The organism is Bacillus cereus, from assembly GCF_002577405.1.
In the GTDB taxonomy this organism is placed as follows: Bacteria; Bacillota; Bacilli; order Bacillales; family Bacillaceae_G; genus Bacillus_A; species Bacillus_A cereus_AU.
In genome coordinates, this window is the sequence record NZ_NULR01000013.1 from 403,742 (window position 1) to 426,352 (window position 22,611).

Sequence of the window (22,611 nt, forward strand, 5' to 3'; positions counted from 1 at the left end):
ATGTTTTTGAAAAAACATTAGTACAGATTGTTAGGTACACAAAATTATTCTCAACCGACAGATAAATTTGTTGGTTTACATTGTTTCGTTTTCAGTTTAGCTAATAGCTGGTGAAAGCGTTTCAGAATATGGTTCAAGAGAGGAAGAGGTGAACGGAATGGGTACTAAAACAAAAAAGACCCTATTTAATGTTGATGAGCAAATGAAAGCTATCGCAGCTCAATTTGAAACATTACAAATTTTAAATGAAAAAGGCGAAGTTGTGAATGAAGCAGCTATGCCTGAATTATCTGATGATCAATTAAAAGAGTTAATGCGCCGTATGGTGTATACTCGCGTACTAGATCAACGTTCTATTTCTTTAAACCGTCAAGGACGTTTAGGTTTCTACGCACCAACAGCTGGACAAGAGGCTTCTCAGTTAGCAAGTCATTTCGCACTTGAAGCAGAAGACTTCATCTTACCAGGATATCGTGATGTGCCACAATTAGTATGGCACGGCTTACCATTATACCAAGCATTCTTATTCTCTCGTGGACATTTCATGGGTAACCAAATGCCTGAGAATGTAAATGCACTTGCTCCACAAATCATTATCGGTGCGCAAATCATCCAAACTGCTGGTGTTGCGTTAGGTATGAAACTACGTGGCAAAAAATCTGTTGCAATTACTTACACTGGTGACGGTGGTGCTTCACAAGGTGACTTCTACGAAGGTATGAACTTTGCGGGTGCATTCAAAGCTCCAGCAATCTTCGTTGTACAAAACAACCGTTATGCGATCTCTACTCCAGTAGAAAAGCAATCTGCAGCTAAAACTGTAGCTCAAAAAGCAGTAGCAGCAGGTATTTACGGAATTCAAGTAGACGGTATGGATCCATTAGCTGTATACGCAGCAACTGCTTTCGCTCGTGAGCGCGCAGTAAACGGCGAAGGCCCTACTTTAATCGAGACTTTAACATTCCGTTACGGTCCACATACAATGGCTGGTGATGACCCAACTCGTTACCGTACAAAAGATATCGAAAACGAATGGGAACAAAAAGATCCAATCGTACGTTTCCGTGCTTTCTTAGAAAACAAAGGCCTATGGTCTCAAGAAGTTGAAGAGAAAGTAATCGAAGAAGCAAAAGAAGATATCAAACAAGCAATTGCTAAGGCTGACCAAGCTCCAAAACAAAAAGTTACTGATTTAATGGAAATCATGTACGAAAAAATGCCTTACAACTTAGCTGAACAATATGAAATTTACAAAGAAAAGGAGTCGAAGTAAGCCATGGCTCAAATGACAATGATTCAAGCAATCACTGATGCTTTACGCGTTGAAATGAAAAATGACCCTAACGTACTTGTGTTTGGTGAAGACGTTGGTGTAAACGGCGGAGTATTCCGTGCTACTGAAGGTTTACAAGCTGAATTCGGTGAAGATCGTGTAATGGATACTCCACTTGCAGAGTCTGGTATTGGTGGACTTGCAGTTGGACTTGCACTTGAAGGATTCCGTCCAGTTCCAGAAATCCAATTCTTCGGTTTCGTTTATGAAGTAATGGATTCAATTTCTGGTCAATTAGCTCGTATGCGTTACCGTTCAGGTGGACGTTGGACTGCTCCAGTAACAGTTCGTTCTCCATTCGGTGGTGGTGTTCATACTCCTGAACTACATGCTGATAGCTTAGAAGGATTAGTGGCTCAACAACCTGGTCTAAAAGTTGTTATCCCATCTACTCCATACGATGCAAAAGGTCTTTTAATCTCTGCGATTCGTGACAACGATCCAGTTATCTACTTAGAGCATATGAAATTGTACCGTTCATTCCGTCAAGATGTACCAGAAGGCGAATACACAATTGATTTAGGTAAAGCTGATATCAAACGTGAAGGTACAGATGTATCTGTTATCGCTTACGGTGCTATGGTTCACGCTGCATTAAAAGCTGCTGAAGAACTTGAAAAAGAAGGTATCTCTTTAGAGGTTGTTGACTTACGTACAGTTCAACCATTAGATATCGAAACAATCATCGCATCTGTTGAAAAAACAGGCCGCGTAGTTGTAGTTCAAGAAGCTCAAAAACAAGCTGGTATTGCAGCTAACGTTGTAGCGGAAATTAACGACCGTGCAATCTTAAACTTAGAAGCTCCAGTTGTACGTGTTGCAGCTGCTGATACAGTATTCCCATTCTCTCAAGCTGAGAGCGTATGGTTACCAAACCACAAAGATATTGTTGAAGCTGTTAACAAAGTAATGAACTTCTAATTTTTTACTTACTCATGTGCAAAAGAAATCAGCGCATGCTGATTTCTTTTGCCATATTCCATAATAATGAAATGAATCAGGGGGCTGAATTCCGTGGCATTTGAATTTAAACTACCAGATATCGGTGAAGGTATCCACGAAGGTGAAATCGTAAAATGGTTTATTAAACCAGGCGATGAAGTAAATGAAGACGACGTACTTCTTGAAGTACAAAATGATAAAGCAGTAGTAGAAATCCCTTCTCCTGTTAAAGGTAAAGTACTTGAAGTACTTGTAGAAGAAGGAACAGTTGCAATTGTAGGAGATACATTAATTAAATTTGATGCTCCTGGATACGAAAACCTTAAATTTAAAGGTGACGATCATGATGCAGCTCCAAAAGCTGAAGAAGCAGCAGTAGAAGCTCCAGCAGCGGAAGCTACTCCAGCAGCAACTGCAGAAGTAGTAAATGAGCGCGTAATCGCTATGCCATCTGTTCGTAAATATGCTCGTGAAAAAGGTGTAGACATTCATAAAGTAGCTGGTTCTGGTAAGAATGGCCGCGTTGTGAAAGCTGACATCGATGCATTTGCAAATGGTGGACAAACAGTAGCAGCAACTGAGGCTCCAGCAGCAGTAGAAGCTACTCCAGCAGCAGCGAAAGAAGCAGCACCAAAAGCACAACCAATCCCAGCTGGTGAATATCCAGAAACTCGTGAGAAAATGAGTGGTATCCGTAAAGCGATTGCGAAAGCAATGGTTAACTCTAAGCACACAGCTCCTCACGTAACATTAATGGATGAAGTTGATGTAACTGAGCTTGTTGCTCACCGTAAGAAGTTCAAAGCTGTTGCAGCTGACAAAGGTATTAAATTAACTTACCTTCCATACGTTGTTAAAGCTTTAACATCTGCATTACGTGAATTCCCAATGTTGAACACTGCTTTAGACGATGCTTCTCAAGAAATCGTTCACAAACATTACTTCAACATCGGTATCGCAGCTGATACAGACAAAGGTCTATTAGTACCAGTTGTTAAAGATACAGATCGTAAATCAATCTTCACAATTTCTAACGAGATCAACGATCTTGCTGGTAAAGCACGTGATGGTCGTTTAGCTCCAGCTGAAATGAAAGGTGCTTCTTGCACAATTACAAACATTGGTTCTGCAGGTGGACAATGGTTCACTCCAGTTATCAATCACCCAGAAGTAGCAATCCTTGGTATCGGCCGTATCGCTGAGAAACCAGTTGTGAAAAATGGTGAGATTGTAGCAGCTCCAGTATTAGCATTATCTCTAAGCTTTGACCATCGTTTAATTGACGGCGCAACTGCTCAAAAAGCATTAAACCAAATTAAACGTCTATTGAATGACCCACAATTATTAGTAATGGAGGCGTAATAACAATGGTAGTAGGAGATTTCCCAATTGAATTAGATACAGTCGTTGTTGGTGCAGGTCCTGGTGGATACGTTGCGGCAATTCGTGCAGCACAATTAGGTCAAAAGGTAGCAATCATTGAAAAAGCTAACCTTGGTGGCGTATGCTTAAACGTTGGATGTATTCCTTCAAAAGCGTTAATCAATGCAGGTCATCGTTATGAGAATGCAATGCATTCTGATGACATGGGTATCACTGCAGAAAACGTAAAAGTTGACTTTACAAAAGTTCAAGAATGGAAAAACGGCGTAGTTAAGAAATTAACTGGCGGTGTTGAAGGCCTTCTTAAAGGTAACAAAGTTGAAATCATTCGCGGTGAAGCTTACTTCGTAGATGCTAACACATTACGCGTAATGACTGAAGAAGCAGCTCAAACTTATACGTTTAAAAATGCTGTTCTTGCAACTGGTTCTACACCAATCGAAATTCCTGGATTCAAATACTCTAAACGTGTTATCAACTCTACAGGCGCTCTAAGCTTACCTGAAATTCCTAAAAAACTTGTTGTAATCGGCGGCGGTTACATCGGTATGGAATTAGGTACTGCATATGCTAACTTCGGTACAGAAGTTACTGTAGTAGAAGCTGGCGACGAAATCTTAGCTGGTTTCGAAAAATCAATGAGCTCTGTTGTTAAACGTGCCCTTCAGAAAAAAGGCAACGTAAATATCCATACAAAAGCTATGGCTAAAGGCGTTGAAGAAACTGAAACTGGCGTAACAGTTAGCTTCGAAGTTAACGGCGAAGTGAAAACTGTAGAAGCAGATTACGTATTAGTAACTGTAGGTCGTCGTCCAAACACTCAAGAAATCGGTCTTGAGCAAGTTGGAGTTAAAATGACTGACCGCGGCATCATCGAAATCGATGAGCAATGCCGTACAAACGTATCAAACATCTATGCAATCGGTGATATCGTTCCTGGACCACCATTAGCTCACAAAGCTTCTTACGAAGGTAAAGTAGCTGTTGAAGCAATTAGTGGCCATGCATCAGCAATCGATTACATCGGAATTCCAGCAGTATGTTTCACTGATCCAGAATTAGCATCTGTTGGTTACACTAAGAAAGAAGCAGAAGCAGCAGGAATGACTGTAGCTGTATCTAAGTTCCCATTCGCTGCAAACGGTCGTGCATTATCATTAAACAGCACTGACGGTTTCTTACAACTTGTAACACGTAAAGAAGATGGTCTTCTTGTAGGTGCTCAAGTTGCAGGTGCAGGCGCTTCTGATATTATTTCTGAGATTGGTTTAGCTATCGAAGCTGGTATGACAGCAGAAGATATCGCTCAAACAATCCACGCTCACCCAACATTAGGTGAGATCACAATGGAAGCAGCTGAAGTTGCTCTTGGAATGCCAATTCACATTGTAAAATAACAAAAAACGCCTCCTAATTTTAGGAGGCGTTTTTTTCTATGCTGTACAAATAAAAACAAGAGGTGAATCTTTTTGATTCACCTCTTGTTTGTTATTCTTTATTTTCAAATTGATACATTTCTTTATTTGTACTAGTGTCATTATAAAGGAATAAGACGATATCAGCATTTAGTTTTTTTAAATCCTCTTTTACATTTTTACTTGCCCCAAATCGTGGGTCGATAAATGTCGTTTGTTCAAACTCTTGTGCAAATAAAGGATAAGCTGCATCAACATAAGAATCTTTAATAATGACAGCATGTAGTTTATTTTTCGCATTTGGATTTAAGATATTAATCTGTGCATAGTCTGTTTGATAAACGGATGAATACTCTGGTGAAAACTTATTTTTATCAACTGCAAAGAATTCCTTCATCGGTATTTTAATGCTCTCTTCTGATTTTGGACCAAGATAGACCGTATAATTATCCCACACATTTGGATTTTGTTTAAATTGTACATATGGGATTGTTTCAGGTGTTTTTATTAAATTATATAGTTGTTTGTTCCAACTACCGATAAATTGTCCATTTGGTTCTTCTAAAGTTGTTTTATAATCATCTCGATTAACAGCATTGCCAGTAAATACTTTAGAATGGTTAGCAATGTAATTCATTGTTTGTTCGTATGCATAAAATGCACCTTTCATATTCCAATGGTGATCCGTTTTAAAGTATAGCTCTTCTAATTGTTCGTGAGTAAATTCTTTTTGAAAAGCAGGAAGAACATCAATAACAGGGAAATTTATTTTCTGTAACTCTTGTACAAAATAATCACGATGTTTTTGATCATACCCACGATTTACATATGGCGGGTATTTATACGAAAGTGCCGTTAGTTTACTTGGAGCTAACAAGAAATAAAATTCTGTTTTTGGAAATTGAGTTTTTAGGTTTTCTAATTCATTAACAGATTGCTTAATTTGATCACGCATATCTATTTTTGTCGGTGCAGATAAAATGAAACCGTCATCTGCAACGTAATTGTTATTTACAAAAGTTCGATTGAATTTCAATTGTAACTTTGTATATGTTTCAATAAATCTGTCGCGTGCTGCGATATGATCTGTAAAGTGTAACTCAGTATCTTTAAAATATTTTCCGGATTTTATAGTATCTATAGTTAGGACTGGGTTCAAAGCTAATTCTCTGTTTTCAAAATCAGAAAAACTTTTTTTGTCCCAATATATTATTTTACCGGTCCATATACACATTCCAAAAATAATAGCGAGAAATCCTGCAATTAATATACGATTAGTGAAATTTTTCATAGTTAGCCCTCCTTTAGAAGCGGAAGTAAATAAATGGATTGTAAGTTGCATTCGTTAAGTACATCATAGTTATGATTAATACACTCAAGTAATAAAGTGGAGATAAAATAACGACCTTTTTATTTGCTAATACAGTCTTGATCCAAGAGAAAATTGGAGCTGACGTAATAATTGCAAGTATAAAGATTCCCCAATAATTCATCACATAGAAATAACTAGTAATGTCAGTCAATGATCCATTTAATCCGAACATTGCTTGTAAAAATTTAGAACAGTAGCTAAAGTTATCAGCGCGGAAGAACACCCAACCAATAATCACTAAAAACAAGACGTATACGTGTTGAATTGGCCACCATAATTTTTGTAATATTTTTTCGAAACCAGCCTTTTCTAAAGCAATTAAACATCCGTAATAAATACCCCAAATCATAAATGTCCAACTAGCCCCATGCCAAAAACCTGTTAGTGCCCATACTATAAAGAGGTTACGATAAATTTTCCAGCCAGATACTCGGTTTCCACCTAGTGGGATATAGACGTAATCACGGAACCATGAGCCAAGGGAAATATGCCAGCGACGCCAAAATTCAGAAATTGATTTTGAAATGTATGGGTAATTGAAATTTTCCAAAAAATCAAACCCGAACATTTTTCCTAATCCAATGGCCATATCACTGTAACCTGAAAAATCGAAATAAATTTGTAATGTATAAGCGATCGCACCAATCCAAGCAGTAGATACGCTCATTGTTGCTGGATCCATTGCAAATATTTCATCGGCAATAGCTCCTAGTTGATTCGCAATCAAAACTTTTTTTCCTAATCCAATGATAAAACGGCGAATACCTTCTGAAAACTTATCAGCATTAACTGTTCTAACATGTAATTGATGAGCAATTGTGTTATATCGAACGATTGGTCCCGCAACTAATTGAGGGAAAATAGTAAAATAAAGCGCCAAATCAAACAAATTTCGCTGAGCCTCTACTTTTCTTTTATAAATATCAATAATATAACTCATTGCATGGAAAGTGAAAAAAGAAATCCCGATTGGTAATGGGATTTTTTCGAGTACGATGTTTGTATGAAAAATCCCGTTAATATTATCGACTAAAAAGTTAGCATATTTAAAATATCCAAGTATAGCAGTATTGATAATAATTGCTAAAGTAAGAATGAATTTTCTATTTGCGTCAGATAGTCGGTCTTTATTAAGCCAAATGCCAAACCAATAGTTTATGAAGATAGAAAAAAGCATAAGGAAGACATATATGGGCTCTCCCCATGCATAAAATAATAAACTAAATAATAAAAGAACGATGTTTTGTAATTCTTTACGTACGGAATAGTACACTAAAAGAATCGCAGGTAAAAAAAGACATAAAAAAAAGAGATTACTAAATACCATATATCATGATTCCTTTCTATAGTTAAGTGAAAATGATTATACCATGTTACTAATAAAATATTCTATTTTATTAGTAACTAAAGAGAATATAACGTAAAAATAAGGGAGTATTTGCATATAAATAATGAAGGAATTACATAAATGGTAGAAGGTAAATCATAGAGTAAGTAATAGTATAAAATGCTGAGAGGGATAGATTACACAATATAATAGAAGAAATAGGAGGTAACGCTATGAAAACTACGCTGGTTTCATTTTTACATTTAGTTTTATGGAGTGGATTTTCAGCAGTGTTATTATTGTCAAGTCGTGATAAAATTCATTATAAAATTTTTCTTTTTCTTATATTTTTTTACTTAGCGTATATCATAGCGTATGTCATACTAAGTGCAAGGAGAAAAGCAATGCTTCTTACTTGCACAAATAGTATGATTTTTCTAATCGTTTATTTTTGTTTTTAAATTAACGTTTATAGAAATACATTGTTCTTCCATTAAATAGTTGTAACTCTCCTTCTAACTTCTTCGCTAGAAAACGACTAAATTCATTTGCTTTTCCTTTATCACCAAATGTTGCTGTAGTAGGTAAAGAAATTTGAATGAAAGATTGTTCCTTTTCTATTCCAATCCCCACATAAATAGAATCATATCGATCGTGACTCGATTGGAGTTTTAATGTTGTCGTAGATGTATCTAATATTTCATAGGGAAAAGCTGTATTTGTGTAATCATAATTAATTTGATCACCAGTCTTGGAAGTGACGGTTTTATAGTTGTGAAAAAGGTGTTTTACATCCTCTATTGAAACAGATTGTTGATTGGAATTAGGTACAAGCGTAATAAAAGCATGTTGCATATAAGTTCCCCCTAAATTAGTAGAATAATATAATTTTACATCCCACTGAATTTTTTGACAATTAAAAGGAGTATTACTTTTTTTGTTTAATATAGTATTAAGTAGGAAAGGTGATGTAGAAAGGTGGAAACCGATGTTTGAAAAATTGTATGATGAGCATGAAAGTGTGAAGGTACGATTTTTAGGGTTTATGACACATGATACGCGTTATGATTTTGGGGTTATTTATACAAATATGTTTTTTGGAAAGCCACTTATTGTTTGCATGCAAACGGGAAGGTCTACTCTGCTTGGACAAGACGATGTAGAGAATGTTCAATATATGCAGGAAATTTTTAAGTTAGGATCGGAAGAAGAAGCAGCGGAGTTAGCTCAGTTTTTTAAATTTCTTGTTCCGTCTACTTCACTGCATGCAGAATATGAAGAATAATTAATGTGAAACAGTCGTACGTATGGATATGGCTGTTTTTTTGTATGAATATCGTATACTAATTGAAATTAAAAATATTTAATGTGTTATACTAAAAACCTATTGACGTAAAAAGTATAACATATTAAAATAAAGACAGAAAGTTAAGCGGTTACAAAAGTTTTTGGGATTATAAACTTAGGGGGAAATGAAAAATGGGAACAATCGTATGTCAAGATTGTGAAGGTACAATTGCACACTTCGAGGATGAGAAAGTAACGGTACTTTACGGGAAATGTGGATCTTGCGGATGTGATCACACAGAGCATACAAAAGCCCAATAATTGATAGAACATGGACAGCTAAAAGTTTTTAGGACCATAAACTTAGGGGGAAATGAAAAATGGGAACAATCGTATGCCAAGTATGCGAAGGAACAATCGGACATTTTGAAGATGAAAAAACGACAGTACTTTACGGAAAATGTGGTACAAATTGTGACTGTGCTAGTAGAGATAATGCGAAAGCTTAATGATAAATAAGTAGATCACTATTAAAACTCAGGGGGAAATGAAAATGGGAACAATCGTATGCCAAGTATGTGAAGGAACAATTGCACATTTTGAAGATGAAAAGTCAACGGTATTATATGGGAAATGTGGATCTCATTGCGAATGTGACCATAAAGAACATACAAAAGCTTAATAACAAGAAAAAAGCGCCTACATGTGTAGGCGCTTTTTTTAATAAATTGTAGTTGTATGGCCAACTGTTGCAACGATTGCATCATCTCTAATCGGAATAAACCCTATGGCTGTTTGTGGTGTGTTTGGAGAAGCGTAGTGGCTCATGATGCGGCTATCAATACGAGTAATCGTATCGGTCAAAAAAGCTGAAATAAAAGCATAAGGGACTCGTCGTTCATTTAATGAGTAGATAATTTCCTCTTTTGTTTTTACACCTACTCCATGTCCGTAAAAAAAGAAATTCCCTAGATAGATTGTATTTTCACCTTGCCACTCGATCGTAGCTGGATTCACTTGGGGATTTTTAAAGTAAACGAGATCACCTGGAACAAGATCGCCACCTGTTTTTGTTATGAGTTTTAAATCTTGATCGTAGTCCCATGTATAAAGTAAAAGGTTTGCAAATAGACGGTTGAAAGTTTCTTCCTCATACAAGGATAGTAAAGCCTTGTAAAAAATAATTATCATAGCGGTAGCACATTCAGTCCCATATAGTTTTCCATTTTTAAAAATATCTTGTATGGCAATAGAAGGTGATATGTTTGGAAGGAGCTGGAACCCACCTAGTGATGTTCTTTTCCAGTATTGTGGGTTGCAAAAGGATTGTTGAAACGTACGAAACTGAAATCCACTCTGAAACAGTTCTAATGCAGAAGTAATAATATTTACTCGCAAATTTAGATCAAAGCTGAGTTCATCAGCTGTTCGGAAGGAATAAACTTCTTGATTTCCCGCCATTATGGATAAAATTTGTTGCTTCTCAGCTGCAAATGGCTCATATTCATTTGTGATATAAGGGTGTACAATAGAACGGCCTATCACAATCATAATGGTATCCCCACCTATACGTTACATTCTGTAGTATCGTATGAAAAAAAGAAAAAAAGGTGAAAGAAAAGCCTATCAACTGATAGGCTTGTACTCTTTAATAACACGTAATGTTTGTAATGTCATATCTTCAGGACCTTGTACAGGTAAACCTGCTTCTAAATTTTTACGAATATACTCTAAATTATCTTGTGTAATAATTTCCCCCGGAGTAAAGATTGGAATCCCTGGTGGATAAACCATAACGAAATCAGCTATAATACGACCTGCTGCATTTTCAAATGGAATGACTTCTGTTTCCGAATAAAAAGCATCTCGAGGAGAAAGTGCTAGCACCGGTATTTCTGGAATTTCTACTTGTACTTGAACACCTTTATCTGCCCTATTTCTAAACGTTGCTGCTAAATCTTGTAATGCTACAATAAGTGTATTTGTCTCACTTTCTGTATCTCCTAAAGTGATAAGACATAGTATGTTGTATAAATCCGAGAGTTCTACTTCAATGTTATAGTGCTCTCTAAGCCATACTTCAGCTTGATGGCCGGTAATACCTAAATCTTTCACAGATACAATTATCTTTGTAGGATCATAGTTAAAAGTAGCGTCTGTACCTAACATTTCTTTTCCAGGACAGTAAAGATGCTCAATAGCATTTATAGCATCACGAACATGTTCAGCTAATTGTATTGTTTGTTCAATGAGCACTGTTCCTTCTGTAGCAAGGCGTTTTCTAGCAACATCAAGAGATGCTAATAAGATGTAAGAAGTTGATGTAGTCGTAAGCATGCTAATAATAGATTGGACATGTTTTACGTTCACAAGGCCTTCTTTCACATTCAGAATAGAACTTTGAGTTAAAGATCCTCCTAATTTGTGTACACTTGTTGCTGCCATATCTGCACCAGCTTGCATCGCTGACATCGGCAATTCATCGTGAAAATGAATATGAACACCATGAGCCTCATCGACTAGTACAGGGATATCGTAAGAATGTGCTAATTGTACAATCTGTTCTAAGTCTGCAGCAAAGCCAAAGTATGTTGGGTTAATAACAAGTAAGCCCTTCGCATCTGGGTGTTCTTCAAGTGCCTTTTTGACAGATTGAATTGTGATTCCATGAGAAATACCGAGTTTTGGATCGATTTCAGGATGCATGAATATAGGTTTTGCACCTGAAAAAATAATAGCTGACATTACTGATTTATGCACGTTTCTTGGTACTAGGATTTTGTCACCAGGACCGCAAACGCTCATCACCATTGTCATAATAGCGCCACTTGTACCTTGAACAGAAAAGAAAGTATGATCTGCACCAAATGCAGCAGCGGCTAAATTTTGTGCTTCTTTAATCATACCCTTTGGATGATGTAAATCATCGAGTGGCGCAATATTAATTAAATCAATTGCTAATGCGTTATGCCCAATAAATTCGCGAAATATAGGATCCATGCCCTGTCCTTTTTTATGACCAGGAATATGGAATTGAATTGGATTTCGCTTACTGTGCTCAACTAAAGCGGTAAACAATGGTGTTTCGTATTGGGACAATCTATACACCCCTTCTTCTTCATAATATTTAGTATAACTTGTTTTATATAATCTTGTTCTAAAAAAGTTAAGTTCTTTTTAGAATGAGACTTGTTTTTCTGCCATTCACAAAAGCGTTTTTGAGATGGTAGGTTCACTTTATTTTCTATAAAACAAAAGCATTATATCACCAATAATTATAGATGTATAGAAAAAAATGTTTTTAAGGTGAGTATGTTTAATAGTTAAAGTTCAACTAATTAATAGAGGAAGACAATTCCATCAAAATGAATAAATAGTGTATAATGCAAAGTGTCTATAGTGGAGAGGGAAAAAATTCTTTAAGATAGCATAATGAAACAATAAGAAATGATAAATGAGGTGCAAAATGGAATATCAATATCCGTTAGATTATAATTGGTCAAATGAGGAAATGGTTACAATTGTGAAGTTTTATGAAGCAATAGAGAAAGTATATGAAAAAGGAATTAAACGAGAAGAATTAATGGGGCTATATCGTCGTTTTAAAGAGATTGTTCCATCAAAAGCAGAAGAAAAGAAAATTGATAAAGAGTTTCAAGAAGTAAGTGGATATTCTATATACCGTGCCATTCAAAAGGCCAAAGAAGTAGAAGAACAAAAGTTAGTGAAAATATAAAAAATATTTTGAAAAATAAAAACTGAAGTGATATAATGTGATAACAACTAAAAACGGACAATATAAATTGTCCGTTTTCTACTATCGATTACAAAGTGCATATAAGGGAAGGAGTGATTGCATCGTAGATTCAATCTTAGCAAGGAATTGTTCGTTGGTCATTGCTGAAAACTCCTCTGGTGATATATGAATACCAACTAATAATTCTGCTTTTTTCACAGTAGCTAAACGTTCAATCATCTTTTGTAAGTCTTCTGTTCCAAGTGTTTTATGTAATTTTACACTTGGTTTAGTATGGTCAATGGACCAAACGAAGTCATTTGGAATATTTGTTTTTAAATCATTTAAATGTTCTAAGAAGGCGTGAGCCGTCTCCACTTTTTGTGGACACTCATAAATTAAACCAAAGTATATGAAGGCATGGGTACCCCATAACCCAATTTGGAAGTGTGGTAGCATTTTATATCCGCGTTTATTTGTTGAAAAAGCAACCCAAGTATCGTTTGGTGGATTGACTTTGCGGCGTGCATGTTTTGCTACATGATAGAAAAAGTTTTCATCAGTTTGCTTGGATAAATACTCTGCAAACTGTTCCCCTAAAGCTTCTAGCTTAGGATGAATATTCGTTTTAATTGCACTCATTCGTTCTTCGAGACCATCAACTGTAAATACTTCAAAATCAGTTGATTTGAATGTTTGTAGTGTCATGATTGTTCCTCCAACTCCTATTTTGCTTTTATTTTAGCATAGCTTGTACTATTCATAAAAAAAACAGCACAAAAAAATTTAAATAAAAAAATATAATTTTGTTGCATAGATGATTTATCCAACATAGTATAGTATAAAACAAAAAATCAGAAAATTGAATTAATTCTAGTCCGAGGGCAAACGAATATTGGGAGGAGGCAAATAATATGAGACAGGTGATTAATGCGTTAAAGAGAACAGATGCTGAAAAGAGAATTCCGGTGCTACGTTTGGAGCTAGATTATGAATTAGCAACTTTATATGATGCGATGATGGAAGACGATAAACAGAAAAAAGAAGAGTGTGTACAAAAGTTAGAAGTGTTAAGACTTGAAATGATTCGTTTAGAAGCGTAATAATAGTATATGTATAAAAAATTAGTTGGTGCGAACCTTATAAAGGGTTCGTTTTTTCTGTGAACAGTAAAGATCGGAGTGTTTAAACATGCACGAGGTATGGAAAGACATCGATACACACGCGAAACAATGGATTCGAGACGCAGGAGAGCGTTTAATGGTAACAATGAAAAAAGCACTTATTATAGAAACAAAATCAAATGCAGCGGATTTAGTAACGAATATGGACAGAGAAACGGAGCAGTTTTTAATTGGGAAAATTAAAGAAACATACCCGGACCATTATATTTTAGGCGAAGAAGGTTACGGAGATGAGGTTACTTCATCTGATGGGGTTGTTTGGTTAATTGATCCAATTGATGGCACGATGAACTTTGTTCATCAAAAAAGAAATTTCGCAATTTCAATTGGAATTTATGAGAACGGTATCGGAAGAATTGGTCTTATTTATGATCCAGTTCATGATGAATTATATCATGCTGTAAAGGGGGAAGGGGCTTTTTGTAATGATGTATCTATTCCGATGCTGGAAGAAGGGACAGTAGAGCAAGGGATTATTGCTCTAAATGCAATATGGCTTACCGACAACCCGTTGCTTAATATGGAAAAAATGATGATGCTTGTTAAGAAAGCGAGAGGCACTAGGTCATATGGTTGTGCAGCGTTAGAAATGGTATACGTTGCAACAGGAAGACTAGATGCATATGTAACACCGAGATTATCACCATGGGATTTTGCTGGGGGACAAATAATAGTAGAGGAAGTTGGAGGAAAGGTGACAACATTCTCCGGAAATCCACTTTCTATCGTAGAGAAGAGCAGTGTGTTAGTTGGAAAACCAAGGGTATATGAAGAAATATTACCATTCGTATCGCAATAACAAAAAAAGTAAGAGGCTATGAAAGAAGCTTCTTACTTTTTAACGTTATTGCGATTTACGCATTTTTCTTTTTGTTACAAAACCGTATCCAACTGTAACAAATGTGCCGATAATGCAAATAATAACACCGATGGGACTATTTTCAGCAATCATAATGCCGATACCAATTAAGAAAATCACACCGATAATTGCGGTTAATAAAAAGCGATATTGAATGTGTTCCATTTCTTCACCCTCCAATCTCATTTTACTTTCACAAAAGTAAGAATACAACTATATTTTCATTCTTGCTTTTATTTTGATTGCCATTGTATCCCCTTCGCTCTTATAATAGAGAAGGATTAAAAAGACATTAGGAGTTGGACATGTTGAAAAAACGACAAGATTTACGAAATATAGCAATTATTGCCCACGTTGACCATGGTAAAACAACACTTGTTGACCAGTTATTACGTCAAGCGGGGACGTTCCGTGCGAATGAACATATTGAAGAACGCGCAATGGACTCAAACGATCTAGAAAGAGAACGTGGTATTACAATCTTAGCGAAGAATACTGCGATTCACTATGAAGATAAAAGAATTAACATTTTAGATACACCTGGTCATGCTGACTTCGGTGGAGAAGTAGAACGTATCATGAAAATGGTTGATGGTGTTTTACTTGTTGTTGATGCATATGAAGGTTGTATGCCGCAAACACGATTTGTTTTAAAGAAAGCTCTTGAGCAAAACTTAACTCCAATCGTTGTTGTAAACAAAATTGACCGTGACTTCGCTCGCCCTGATGAAGTAGTTGATGAAGTAGTCGACTTATTCATCGAACTTGGTGCAAACGAAGATCAATTAGAGTTCCCAGTAGTATTTGCATCAGCAATGAACGGAACAGCAAGCTTAGATTCGAATCCAGCAAATCAAGAAGAGAATATGAAATCATTGTTTGACACAATTATTGAACATATTCCAGCACCAGTTGATAACAGTGATGAGCCACTTCAATTCCAAGTAGCACTTCTTGATTACAATGACTATGTTGGCCGTATCGGTGTTGGACGCGTATTCCGCGGTACAATGAAAGTAGGACAACAAGTTGCATTAATGAAGGTTGACGGAACTGTAAAACAATTCCGTGTAACGAAATTATTTGGTTACATTGGATTAAAACGTCAAGAAATTGAAGAAGCAAAAGCTGGAGATTTAGTAGCTGTTTCAGGTATGGAAGACATTAACGTAGGTGAAACGGTATGCCCAGTTGAGCATGAAGAGGCTTTACCACTATTACGTATTGATGAGCCAACACTACAAATGACATTCCTTGTAAATAACAGCCCATTTGCAGGTCGTGAAGGTAAATTTATTACATCTCGTAAAATTGAAGAGCGTCTTCGTTCACAATTAGAAACAGACGTAAGTTTACGTGTAGATAATACAGATTCTCCTGATGCATGGATCGTATCTGGACGTGGAGAATTACATTTATCTATCTTAATCGAAAACATGCGTCGTGAAGGTTATGAGTTACAAGTATCTAAGCCGGAAGTAATCATTAAAGAAGTTGATGGCGTAAGATGTGAGCCTGTAGAGCGTGTACAAATCGATGTACCTGAAGAGTACACTGGTTCTATTATGGAATCTATGGGTGCGCGTAAAGGTGAAATGTTAGATATGGTGAATAACGGAAACGGTCAAGTTCGCCTTACTTTCATGGTTCCAGCACGTGGTTTAATTGGTTACACTACAGAATTCCTAACATTAACTCGTGGTTACGGTATTTTAAACCACACATTCGACTCTTACCAACCAGTACACGCTGGGCAAGTTGGTGGACGTCGCCAAGGTGTTCTAGTTTCACTTGAAACAGGAAAAGCATCACAATACGGTATTATGCAAGTTGAAGATCGCGGTGTAATCTTCGTTGAACCAGGTACAGAAGTATATGCTGGTATGATTGTAGGAGAACATACACGTGAGAATGATTTAACAGTTAACGTTGTAAAAATGAAACAACAAACTAATATTCGTTCTGCGACGAAAGATCAAACTTCAACAATGAAAAAACCACGCTTAATGACTTTAGAAGAGTCATTAGAGTACTTAAACGAAGACGAATACTGTGAAGTAACTCCAGAATCAATTCGTTTACGTAAAAAGATTCTTGATAAGAGCGAGCGCGAAAGAGCTGCTAAGAAAAAGAAATCTGTAGAAGCGTAAAATAATAGAGCAGCTACCTTGAATAAAGGTAGCTGCTTTTTTTATTACGCTTATTTTTTGGAATATTTACTCTTTTTTTGTGGACAGTATTTTTTTCACGAGGTACTCTTGTATTAAGTACATAAAGAAAACTTATTTTTATTGCTAGGGGGGAAGAGTGTGTTAGAGAGGATGTCTTTTTTTGCTAAATTATGTAAGGTGGATGAAAATCCAGAGTTAGGGATGTGGTTGTTGTATGGAACGATTATCATATTAAGTGCACTTGTATACAATTTAGGATTTGCAAGGAAGCTATCGGTATTAAAAAATATAGTGATATATATATCTTTAGCAATTGGGTGCACGGTTTTAACTTTCTTTGCAGTTTTTTTACCTGTTGGAGAGGGGCTTGTTGTGGCGGCGATTGTACTTGGGATTTATAGGCTACGTTTACGTCAAGCGAAACAACAAAAAGTAGGATGAGAAGGGGGAGGTTTCATGCGTTCAGTACAAGATGCACTATATAATTGGTTAACAATTAAAACAGTTGCTGAAGCACGTCCGGATGATAGTGCTGCAGAAGAAACGTATTTATTATTTCAAAATATGATATATGAAGAATACAAATTAAGGAATGTAGAAGTTAAAAAGAACGAGGAAATGTATTTGATTACATACGAAATTAATGAGGAAAGAAAATCTGTGAGGTTTCCGTTAGAAGCTATTGACTGTTTTTTAGACCAGATGGATCGTGAACCCGAAAAATATAAATAAGTCCTTATCTATATGATTAAGGACTTATTTATATTTTACCAATCGTCTTCTACTTTTTTATCACGATATAGTCGAAAAGTACCACTTGCATGACGTTCCATCGTACGCTCTGCAATGCGTTCCGAACATTCCGTGCACATATATGTATGAATAGGGCGATTACGTAGTTTTTTTGCCATAGGATTTTCATCATCTAACATATCTTTTTTATCACAAATCATACACTTGACTCTCATTTCGTCACCTCAATACGAATTCTATCAGTATAAGTATATCATGGAAGCGTAATGTTTTTGAATAATAGCAGGAAAAAATAATATTTTCGCAATTCGAAAAATAAGTTATGATAAGGATATATTAAGTATATTTGGAGGTGGAAATATGGCGAATGTAGTAGAGCCTACATTAACAGACGATTTAGTACAAACGTTCCGTAAAGAATGTATAGTTATGGTAGCGACAACAGATTTTGAAAAACAAGTTCCTAACGTAAGTGCTATTTCTTGGGTGTATGCAGTGAGTGAAACTAGTATTCGATTTGCGGTAGATCAACGTTCACGTATTGTGGAAAATATAAGGCGCAATACAGGAGTAGTATTGACTATAATGGCGAATGAATCCGTATTTTCCATAAGTGGTGCAGGTGAAATTTTGACAGATAGAATGGAAGGCATTCCTCTAAAATTGACTGTAATAGAAGTAAATGTGCAAGAAGTGCGTGATGTTATGTTTTATGGAGCGAAACTCGCAATTGAACCAACATATGAAAAAACATACGATCTTCGGGCAGCAAAAAAGCTGGATAACCAAGTGTTGGTAGGAATGAAAGAATTATAAATGAGATGAAAAAAAACTTGTTCATGAACATTTGGAATCGATTATTGTGATTTAATGTTAATAATTATAATTAAAAGTAATATATTGAATAGAAATGAATAAAAAATAATAAAGAAAAGGTTTAATTGCTATGATTTTCGATTCTACCTCGTTTATACGGTACATATAATTATAACAATGGTTCGTCCATATTTTATGGATGAAACCCTTGTTCTACAAATTAAAAGTGGAGTCAGGGGGTAACAGGTTGGATAAAATTTATGTGTTAGATACGAATGTGCTTTTGCAGGATCCTTTATCTATTTTTTCATTTGAAACCAATGAAGTAGTGATTCCGGCAGTTGTATTAGAAGAGGTTGATTCGAAAAAACGTTATATGGACGAAGTAGGACGAAACGCTCGTTATGTATCCAAGTTAATAGACAAATTTCGTGAAATAGGAAAGCTGCATGAAAGTATTCCGTTAGAAAACGGCGGTACATTTCGTATTGAATTAAATCATCGTTCATTTGTTCAACTACAAGATATTTTTGTAGAAAAAACAAATGATAATCGAATTTTAGCTGTAGCAAAAAATCTATCTTTAGAAGAACAAGAAAAAGAGGACGGGAAGTCTGTTATTTTAGTAAGTAAAGACGTGCTCGTCAGGGTAAAAGCTGATGCAATTGGATTGAAGGCGGAAGATTATTTAAGCGATCGCGTAATTGAAGTAGATAATATATACTCAGGATTTTTAGAAGGATATATATCAAAAGAACAATTGGATTATTTTTATGAAAAAGGTGAATTACCTTTATCTGAAATTGCAAACCATCCTTTTTATCCAAATCAGTTTGTAGTAATGAAAGATGCACTAGGGGGTTCTAGTTCTGCACTTGGAATTGTGGATCACTTAGGTAAGAAGGTGAAGAAACTTATTTTTCACAATGAGCAAGTGTGGGGAATACGGCCACGAAACGTGCAGCAAATAATGGGATTAGAATTGTTGCTTCGCGAAGATATTCCACTTGTAACGTTAACCGGGAAAGCTGGTACAGGAAAAACGTTACTTGCATTAGCTTCGGGACTCATGCAAACGGAAGATTTAGGGTTATATAAAAAACTACTTGTTGCAAGGCCAATTGTTCCAGTCGGAAAAGATATTGGTTATTTACCAGGAGAAAAAGAAGAAAAATTAAGACCATGGATGCAGCCAATTTTTGATAATCTAGAGTATTTATTTAATACGAAAAAGCCAGGGGAATTAGATGCTATTTTAGCTGGAATGGGTTCGATTGAAGTAGAAGCGCTTACTTATATAAGGGGCAGAAGTATTCCAGACCAATTCATTATTATTGATGAGGCACAAAATTTAACGAAGCATGAAGTGAAGACGATATTAACAAGAGTAGGCGAAAAAAGTAAGATTGTATTAATGGGAGATCCTCAGCAAATTGATCATCCATATTTAGATGAATATAATAACGGTTTAACATACGTTGTGGAGAAATTTAAAGAGCAACGAATTAGTGGTCATGTGAAGTTTGTGAAAGGGGAGCGCTCTAATCTAGCTCAACTAGCAGCAGATTTATTATAAAAAGGAGTGAGCCTAGGCTCACTCCTTTTTATACACATTAAATAATTGTAAATTTACGGATGTTACGGATCGGATTTTGTCTGTTAGATCCATCATTGAAATATAGATGCACAGGTCCGTCCTCTTTTAATGGTTTTCCTTCTTTTGAAAAACCAAGAATGGCCTTGCTGGCCGTTTCTAATGGAAGTGTAATGGTAGTATCTACTGTTTCAATTTCAACTTGCATAGCGTCTTCTAGAATTTCAGCGTTAGTAAGGAAAGGATGAAATGGTATACCAAATGTTCCGGTAATCAGTTGCTCTTTTTTAAATTTCTTTACACTTTGTTGTATTGGTGGGAAAGCAGCTCCATCCCGGATTTCACGATCCCAATGTTCTGAAGTGTGTTTTAAATAAGTCTCCATTTCTGACGGTTCTTCTCTAGTTTCATCAAAGAAAGTTGTTAAATCTACTTTTCGGTCATCAAAAATCCAAACAGTTGGATCTATAGTAATTGGAAAACGAACTTTTCCGTTAATAAATAAAATTTCGCTCATTGTTGTTCCCCCATTTGTGTTATACTCCCACTTTTCAGTATAATAGTATTAGACACTGTTGTCACAAAAAATGTTTCTATTGCAATTTATTAAAACTATCGCTAATATTAATAGATAGGAGAGAGTAGGACGGAAACGGAGGGAATCAATTTGGCGTCTGAGACAGTATCAAATCATCAGGAAAAGGCACTAGCCCTTCTACGAGCGGATGCAGAGAAGATTTTAAGACTTATTAAGGTGCAAATGGACCATCTTACAATGCCGCAATGTCCATTATATGAAGAAGTGTTAGACACGCAGATGTTTGGACTATCCCGCGAGGTCGATTTTGCAGTTCGCCTTGGTCTTATTGCAGAAGAACAAGGGAAAGCAATGTTAGGTGAGCTCGAACGTGAGTTATCTGCACTTCATGAAGCATTTACAAACAAACAACAATAACGGGTTCAAATAAGGGGGCTCAAACTAAAATAGTTTGAGCTTTTTATTTGTATAATAAAGCAGGAAGAACCCTTATACATATGGAATACAACAATAATTAAATCGAAACAGAGAGAGGAAATGAAATGAAAAAAGTATGGAAATCGATGGATTATTCATTATTACTTCCTCTTGTTATCTTATGTGTGTTGGGAGTTATAATGGTATATAGTTCTAGTTCCATTGTTGCGATCTCGAGGCATAACTGGCCAGCAAATTACTTTTTTAAAAAACAATTACTTGCTCTAGCTATTGGAACAATACTGTTAGTGATTGTCCTTGTAATACCTTATAAAATTTGGAGAAAACGAATAATTTTGTCAGCGATGGGATTAGGGAGTCTTGTCTTACTAGCAGCAGCCTTAATTTTCGGTGAGAATGTAAATGGTGCAAAAGGGTGGATACTAGGTATACAACCGGCTGAGTTTGTAAAAATAGCAGTTATTATTATACTAGCAAACTTTTTTGCTAAGAAACAAGAGATGCAAACGCCTTTTTTACAAGGAATCATTCCACCACTAGCTGTTGTCGGTGGAGCAGTAGTAATCATTTTGCTTCAAAACGACTTAGGGACCGATATACTAATATGTGGAACTGTACTGATTATGTTCTTTTGTTCAGGAGTTAATGTTAATTTGTGGATAAAGAGATTCTTTTTAACGTCTATCATATGGATACCGGCGTTGTATTTTATTGGAAGTTACAAGTTAAGTCCATACCAAAAAGCTCGATTCTCAGTATTTCTTGATCCGTTTAACGACCCTCAAAATGATGGGTTTCAATTAGTAAATTCATTTATTGGAATTGCTTCTGGGGGGCTGAATGGTAGAGGGTTGGGGAATAGTGTGCAAAAGTATGGTTACTTACCAGAGCCGCAAACGGATTTTATTATGGCGATAATATCTGAAGAACTAGGCTTTATAGGTGTAGCTATCATTTTAATCTGTTTATTACTTATAATAATTCGTTCGTTTAGAGTGGCGCAAAAGTGTAAAGATCCATTTGGAAGTTTAATTGCGATTGGTATTGCGAGTTTACTGGGAATACAAACTTTTGTTAATGTCGGTGGTATGTCTGGATTAATACCGCTTACGGGAGTGCCTTTACCGTTTGTTAGTTATGGCGGGAGTTCGTTATTAGCTAATCTACTTGCGATGGGTATATTATTGAATATTGCTAGTCATGTAAAAAGAGAAGAGAAACAACAGAATGAGTTAATTAAGGAAAGAGAACAAGGTGGACCACATCTTGTAGTTGTAAAATAAAAAACACATTGTGCTTTAGAGCACGATGTGTTTTTTTCTTTTTTAATAAGTTTAAATATGATATATTATTTTTTTAATATGTTAAAAAATATATCACATTTAATTAAATGTGATATACAATTAAGTTGTTAGAAAAGTAAGAGGTATGCTATACTATTTTTGTGAAACAAATTGATCAGA

The 22,611-nt window shown here is 35.8% G+C and carries 28 protein-coding genes; 19 read left to right on the forward strand and 9 right to left on the reverse strand.

All coding sequences use genetic code 11. The annotated features are described in order from the left end of the window. The first annotated feature begins 157 nt into the window (after window positions 1-157). The 4 genes from pdhA (at window position 158) to lpdA (ending at window position 5,055) form a co-directional block, all read left to right on the forward strand. A complete protein-coding gene (pdhA, locus tag COC96_RS18070) occupies window positions 158-1,273 on the forward strand; it encodes a pyruvate dehydrogenase E1 component subunit alpha (protein ID WP_000536893.1) in 1,116 nt (371 codons plus the stop codon). A gap of 3 nt (window positions 1,274-1,276) precedes the next feature. Beyond that, complete coding sequence (pdhB, locus tag COC96_RS18075) at window positions 1,277-2,254, forward strand: pyruvate dehydrogenase complex E1 component subunit beta (RefSeq protein ID WP_000068166.1); 978 nt, start codon at window positions 1,277-1,279, stop codon at window positions 2,252-2,254. 93 nt (window positions 2,255-2,347) lie between these two features. Further along, window positions 2,348-3,637, forward strand: a complete 1,290-nt coding sequence (gene pdhC, locus COC96_RS18080; RefSeq protein ID WP_098267922.1) for a pyruvate dehydrogenase complex dihydrolipoyllysine-residue acetyltransferase — start codon at window positions 2,348-2,350, stop codon at window positions 3,635-3,637. 5 nt (window positions 3,638-3,642) lie between these two features. Next, on the forward strand, window positions 3,643-5,055 hold the full coding sequence (lpdA, locus tag COC96_RS18085; protein ID WP_098267921.1) for a dihydrolipoyl dehydrogenase: 1,413 nt from the start codon (window positions 3,643-3,645) through the stop codon (window positions 5,053-5,055). A gap of 91 nt (window positions 5,056-5,146) precedes the next feature. Here the strand turns inward: lpdA and COC96_RS18090 are convergent, their stop codons facing one another. Then, window positions 5,147-6,364, reverse strand: a complete 1,218-nt coding sequence (locus COC96_RS18090) for a DHHW family protein (protein WP_098769125.1) — start codon at window positions 6,362-6,364, stop codon at window positions 5,147-5,149. A gap of 13 nt (window positions 6,365-6,377) precedes the next feature. After that, on the reverse strand, window positions 6,378-7,772 hold the full coding sequence (locus tag COC96_RS18095) for an MBOAT family O-acyltransferase (protein WP_098267919.1): 1,395 nt from the start codon (window positions 7,770-7,772) through the stop codon (window positions 6,378-6,380). A 233-nt stretch (window positions 7,773-8,005) separates the two neighbouring features. On the opposite strand from COC96_RS18095, the gene COC96_RS28095 reads away from it, so the two are divergent. After that, window positions 8,006-8,233 carry a hypothetical protein gene (locus tag COC96_RS28095; RefSeq protein ID WP_098267918.1) on the forward strand — a complete coding sequence of 76 codons (228 nt, stop codon included), beginning with the start codon at window positions 8,006-8,008 and terminating at the stop codon, window positions 8,231-8,233. Window position 8,234: 1 nt separating this feature from the next. On the opposite strand, the gene COC96_RS18105 is transcribed toward COC96_RS28095, so the two are convergent. Further along, window positions 8,235-8,627, reverse strand: a complete 393-nt coding sequence (locus COC96_RS18105; protein WP_097904471.1) for a DUF1885 family protein — start codon at window positions 8,625-8,627, stop codon at window positions 8,235-8,237. A 133-nt stretch (window positions 8,628-8,760) separates the two neighbouring features. Here COC96_RS18105 and COC96_RS18110 point away from each other — a divergent pair, with 133 nt between their 5' ends. The 4 genes from COC96_RS18110 to COC96_RS18125 all read left to right on the forward strand — a co-directional run bounded on the left by COC96_RS18110 (window position 8,761) and on the right by COC96_RS18125 (window position 9,741). Next, window positions 8,761-9,057: a DUF3055 domain-containing protein gene (locus COC96_RS18110; protein ID WP_097904470.1), complete on the forward strand. Its 297-nt coding sequence runs from the start codon at window positions 8,761-8,763 to the stop codon at window positions 9,055-9,057. 194 nt (window positions 9,058-9,251) lie between these two features. Beyond that, on the forward strand, window positions 9,252-9,380 hold the full coding sequence (locus COC96_RS18115) for a GapA-binding peptide SR1P (protein WP_000536778.1): 129 nt from the start codon (window positions 9,252-9,254) through the stop codon (window positions 9,378-9,380). A 59-nt stretch (window positions 9,381-9,439) separates the two neighbouring features. After that, window positions 9,440-9,568, forward strand: coding sequence for a GapA-binding peptide SR1P (locus COC96_RS18120; RefSeq protein ID WP_000536805.1), 129 nt, complete (start codon window positions 9,440-9,442; stop codon window positions 9,566-9,568). Between the two features lie 44 nt (window positions 9,569-9,612). After that, entirely contained in the window at window positions 9,613-9,741 is a 129-nt protein-coding gene (locus COC96_RS18125; protein WP_000536785.1) for a GapA-binding peptide SR1P, read from the forward strand. Between the two features lie 38 nt (window positions 9,742-9,779). Here the strand turns inward: COC96_RS18125 and COC96_RS18130 are convergent, their stop codons facing one another. Together COC96_RS18130 and speA are read right to left on the reverse strand one after the other, a co-directional pair. Continuing rightward, complete coding sequence (locus COC96_RS18130) at window positions 9,780-10,610, reverse strand: protein-glutamine gamma-glutamyltransferase (protein ID WP_098267916.1); 831 nt, start codon at window positions 10,608-10,610, stop codon at window positions 9,780-9,782. 75 nt (window positions 10,611-10,685) lie between these two features. After that, window positions 10,686-12,158 (reverse strand): arginine decarboxylase, encoded by a 1,473-nt coding sequence (gene speA, locus COC96_RS18135; RefSeq protein ID WP_141536028.1) that lies wholly within the window; start codon window positions 12,156-12,158, stop codon window positions 10,686-10,688. Window positions 12,159-12,525: 367 nt separating this feature from the next. Here speA and COC96_RS18140 point away from each other — a divergent pair, with 367 nt between their 5' ends. Beyond that, window positions 12,526-12,795: a UPF0223 family protein gene (locus tag COC96_RS18140; protein WP_098267914.1), complete on the forward strand. Its 270-nt coding sequence runs from the start codon at window positions 12,526-12,528 to the stop codon at window positions 12,793-12,795. Between the two features lie 81 nt (window positions 12,796-12,876). Here the strand turns inward: COC96_RS18140 and COC96_RS18145 are convergent, their stop codons facing one another. Continuing rightward, window positions 12,877-13,503 (reverse strand): YktB family protein, encoded by a 627-nt coding sequence (locus COC96_RS18145; RefSeq protein WP_097904464.1) that lies wholly within the window; start codon window positions 13,501-13,503, stop codon window positions 12,877-12,879. 206 nt (window positions 13,504-13,709) lie between these two features. Between COC96_RS18145 and COC96_RS18150 the strand changes: the two genes are divergently transcribed. Continuing rightward, on the forward strand, window positions 13,710-13,898 hold the full coding sequence (locus COC96_RS18150; protein WP_001250164.1) for a hypothetical protein: 189 nt from the start codon (window positions 13,710-13,712) through the stop codon (window positions 13,896-13,898). 88 nt (window positions 13,899-13,986) lie between these two features. Then, on the forward strand, window positions 13,987-14,778 hold the full coding sequence (locus tag COC96_RS18155; RefSeq protein ID WP_098267913.1) for an inositol monophosphatase family protein: 792 nt from the start codon (window positions 13,987-13,989) through the stop codon (window positions 14,776-14,778). 45 nt (window positions 14,779-14,823) lie between these two features. On the opposite strand, the gene COC96_RS18160 is transcribed toward COC96_RS18155, so the two are convergent. Next, a complete protein-coding gene (locus COC96_RS18160) occupies window positions 14,824-15,003 on the reverse strand; it encodes a DUF5325 family protein (protein WP_071746871.1) in 180 nt (59 codons plus the stop codon). 140 nt (window positions 15,004-15,143) lie between these two features. Between COC96_RS18160 and typA the strand changes: the two genes are divergently transcribed. The 3 genes from typA to COC96_RS18175 all read left to right on the forward strand — a co-directional run bounded on the left by typA (window position 15,144) and on the right by COC96_RS18175 (window position 17,741). Further along, on the forward strand, window positions 15,144-16,988 hold the full coding sequence (gene typA / locus COC96_RS18165) for a translational GTPase TypA (protein ID WP_098267912.1): 1,845 nt from the start codon (window positions 15,144-15,146) through the stop codon (window positions 16,986-16,988). Window positions 16,989-17,147: 159 nt separating this feature from the next. Further along, the gene (locus COC96_RS18170) at window positions 17,148-17,450 is read left to right on the forward strand and encodes a YlaH-like family protein (RefSeq protein WP_000893663.1); all 303 of its coding nucleotides are present in this window, start codon (window positions 17,148-17,150) and stop codon (window positions 17,448-17,450) included. A 15-nt stretch (window positions 17,451-17,465) separates the two neighbouring features. After that, complete coding sequence (locus tag COC96_RS18175) at window positions 17,466-17,741, forward strand: hypothetical protein (RefSeq protein ID WP_098267911.1); 276 nt, start codon at window positions 17,466-17,468, stop codon at window positions 17,739-17,741. A gap of 35 nt (window positions 17,742-17,776) precedes the next feature. On the opposite strand, the gene COC96_RS18180 is transcribed toward COC96_RS18175, so the two are convergent. Continuing rightward, window positions 17,777-17,977 (reverse strand): YlaI family protein, encoded by a 201-nt coding sequence (locus COC96_RS18180; RefSeq protein ID WP_097904461.1) that lies wholly within the window; start codon window positions 17,975-17,977, stop codon window positions 17,777-17,779. 145 nt (window positions 17,978-18,122) lie between these two features. Here COC96_RS18180 and COC96_RS18185 point away from each other — a divergent pair, with 145 nt between their 5' ends. Next, window positions 18,123-18,578 (forward strand): pyridoxamine 5'-phosphate oxidase family protein, encoded by a 456-nt coding sequence (locus tag COC96_RS18185; RefSeq protein WP_097904460.1) that lies wholly within the window; start codon window positions 18,123-18,125, stop codon window positions 18,576-18,578. Window positions 18,579-18,825: 247 nt separating this feature from the next. After that, complete coding sequence (locus tag COC96_RS18190) at window positions 18,826-20,154, forward strand: PhoH family protein (protein WP_000358079.1); 1,329 nt, start codon at window positions 18,826-18,828, stop codon at window positions 20,152-20,154. Window positions 20,155-20,191: 37 nt separating this feature from the next. Here the strand turns inward: COC96_RS18190 and COC96_RS18195 are convergent, their stop codons facing one another. Continuing rightward, the gene (locus COC96_RS18195; RefSeq protein WP_098267910.1) at window positions 20,192-20,689 is read right to left on the reverse strand and encodes a hypothetical protein; all 498 of its coding nucleotides are present in this window, start codon (window positions 20,687-20,689) and stop codon (window positions 20,192-20,194) included. Window positions 20,690-20,839: 150 nt separating this feature from the next. Here COC96_RS18195 and COC96_RS18200 point away from each other — a divergent pair, with 150 nt between their 5' ends. Together COC96_RS18200 and ftsW are read left to right on the forward strand one after the other, a co-directional pair. Beyond that, window positions 20,840-21,127, forward strand: coding sequence for a YlaN family protein (locus tag COC96_RS18200; protein WP_000135699.1), 288 nt, complete (start codon window positions 20,840-20,842; stop codon window positions 21,125-21,127). A gap of 125 nt (window positions 21,128-21,252) precedes the next feature. Continuing rightward, window positions 21,253-22,431, forward strand: a complete 1,179-nt coding sequence (gene ftsW / locus COC96_RS18205; protein ID WP_098267909.1) for a putative lipid II flippase FtsW — start codon at window positions 21,253-21,255, stop codon at window positions 22,429-22,431. Window positions 22,432-22,611: the final 180 nt, after the last annotated feature.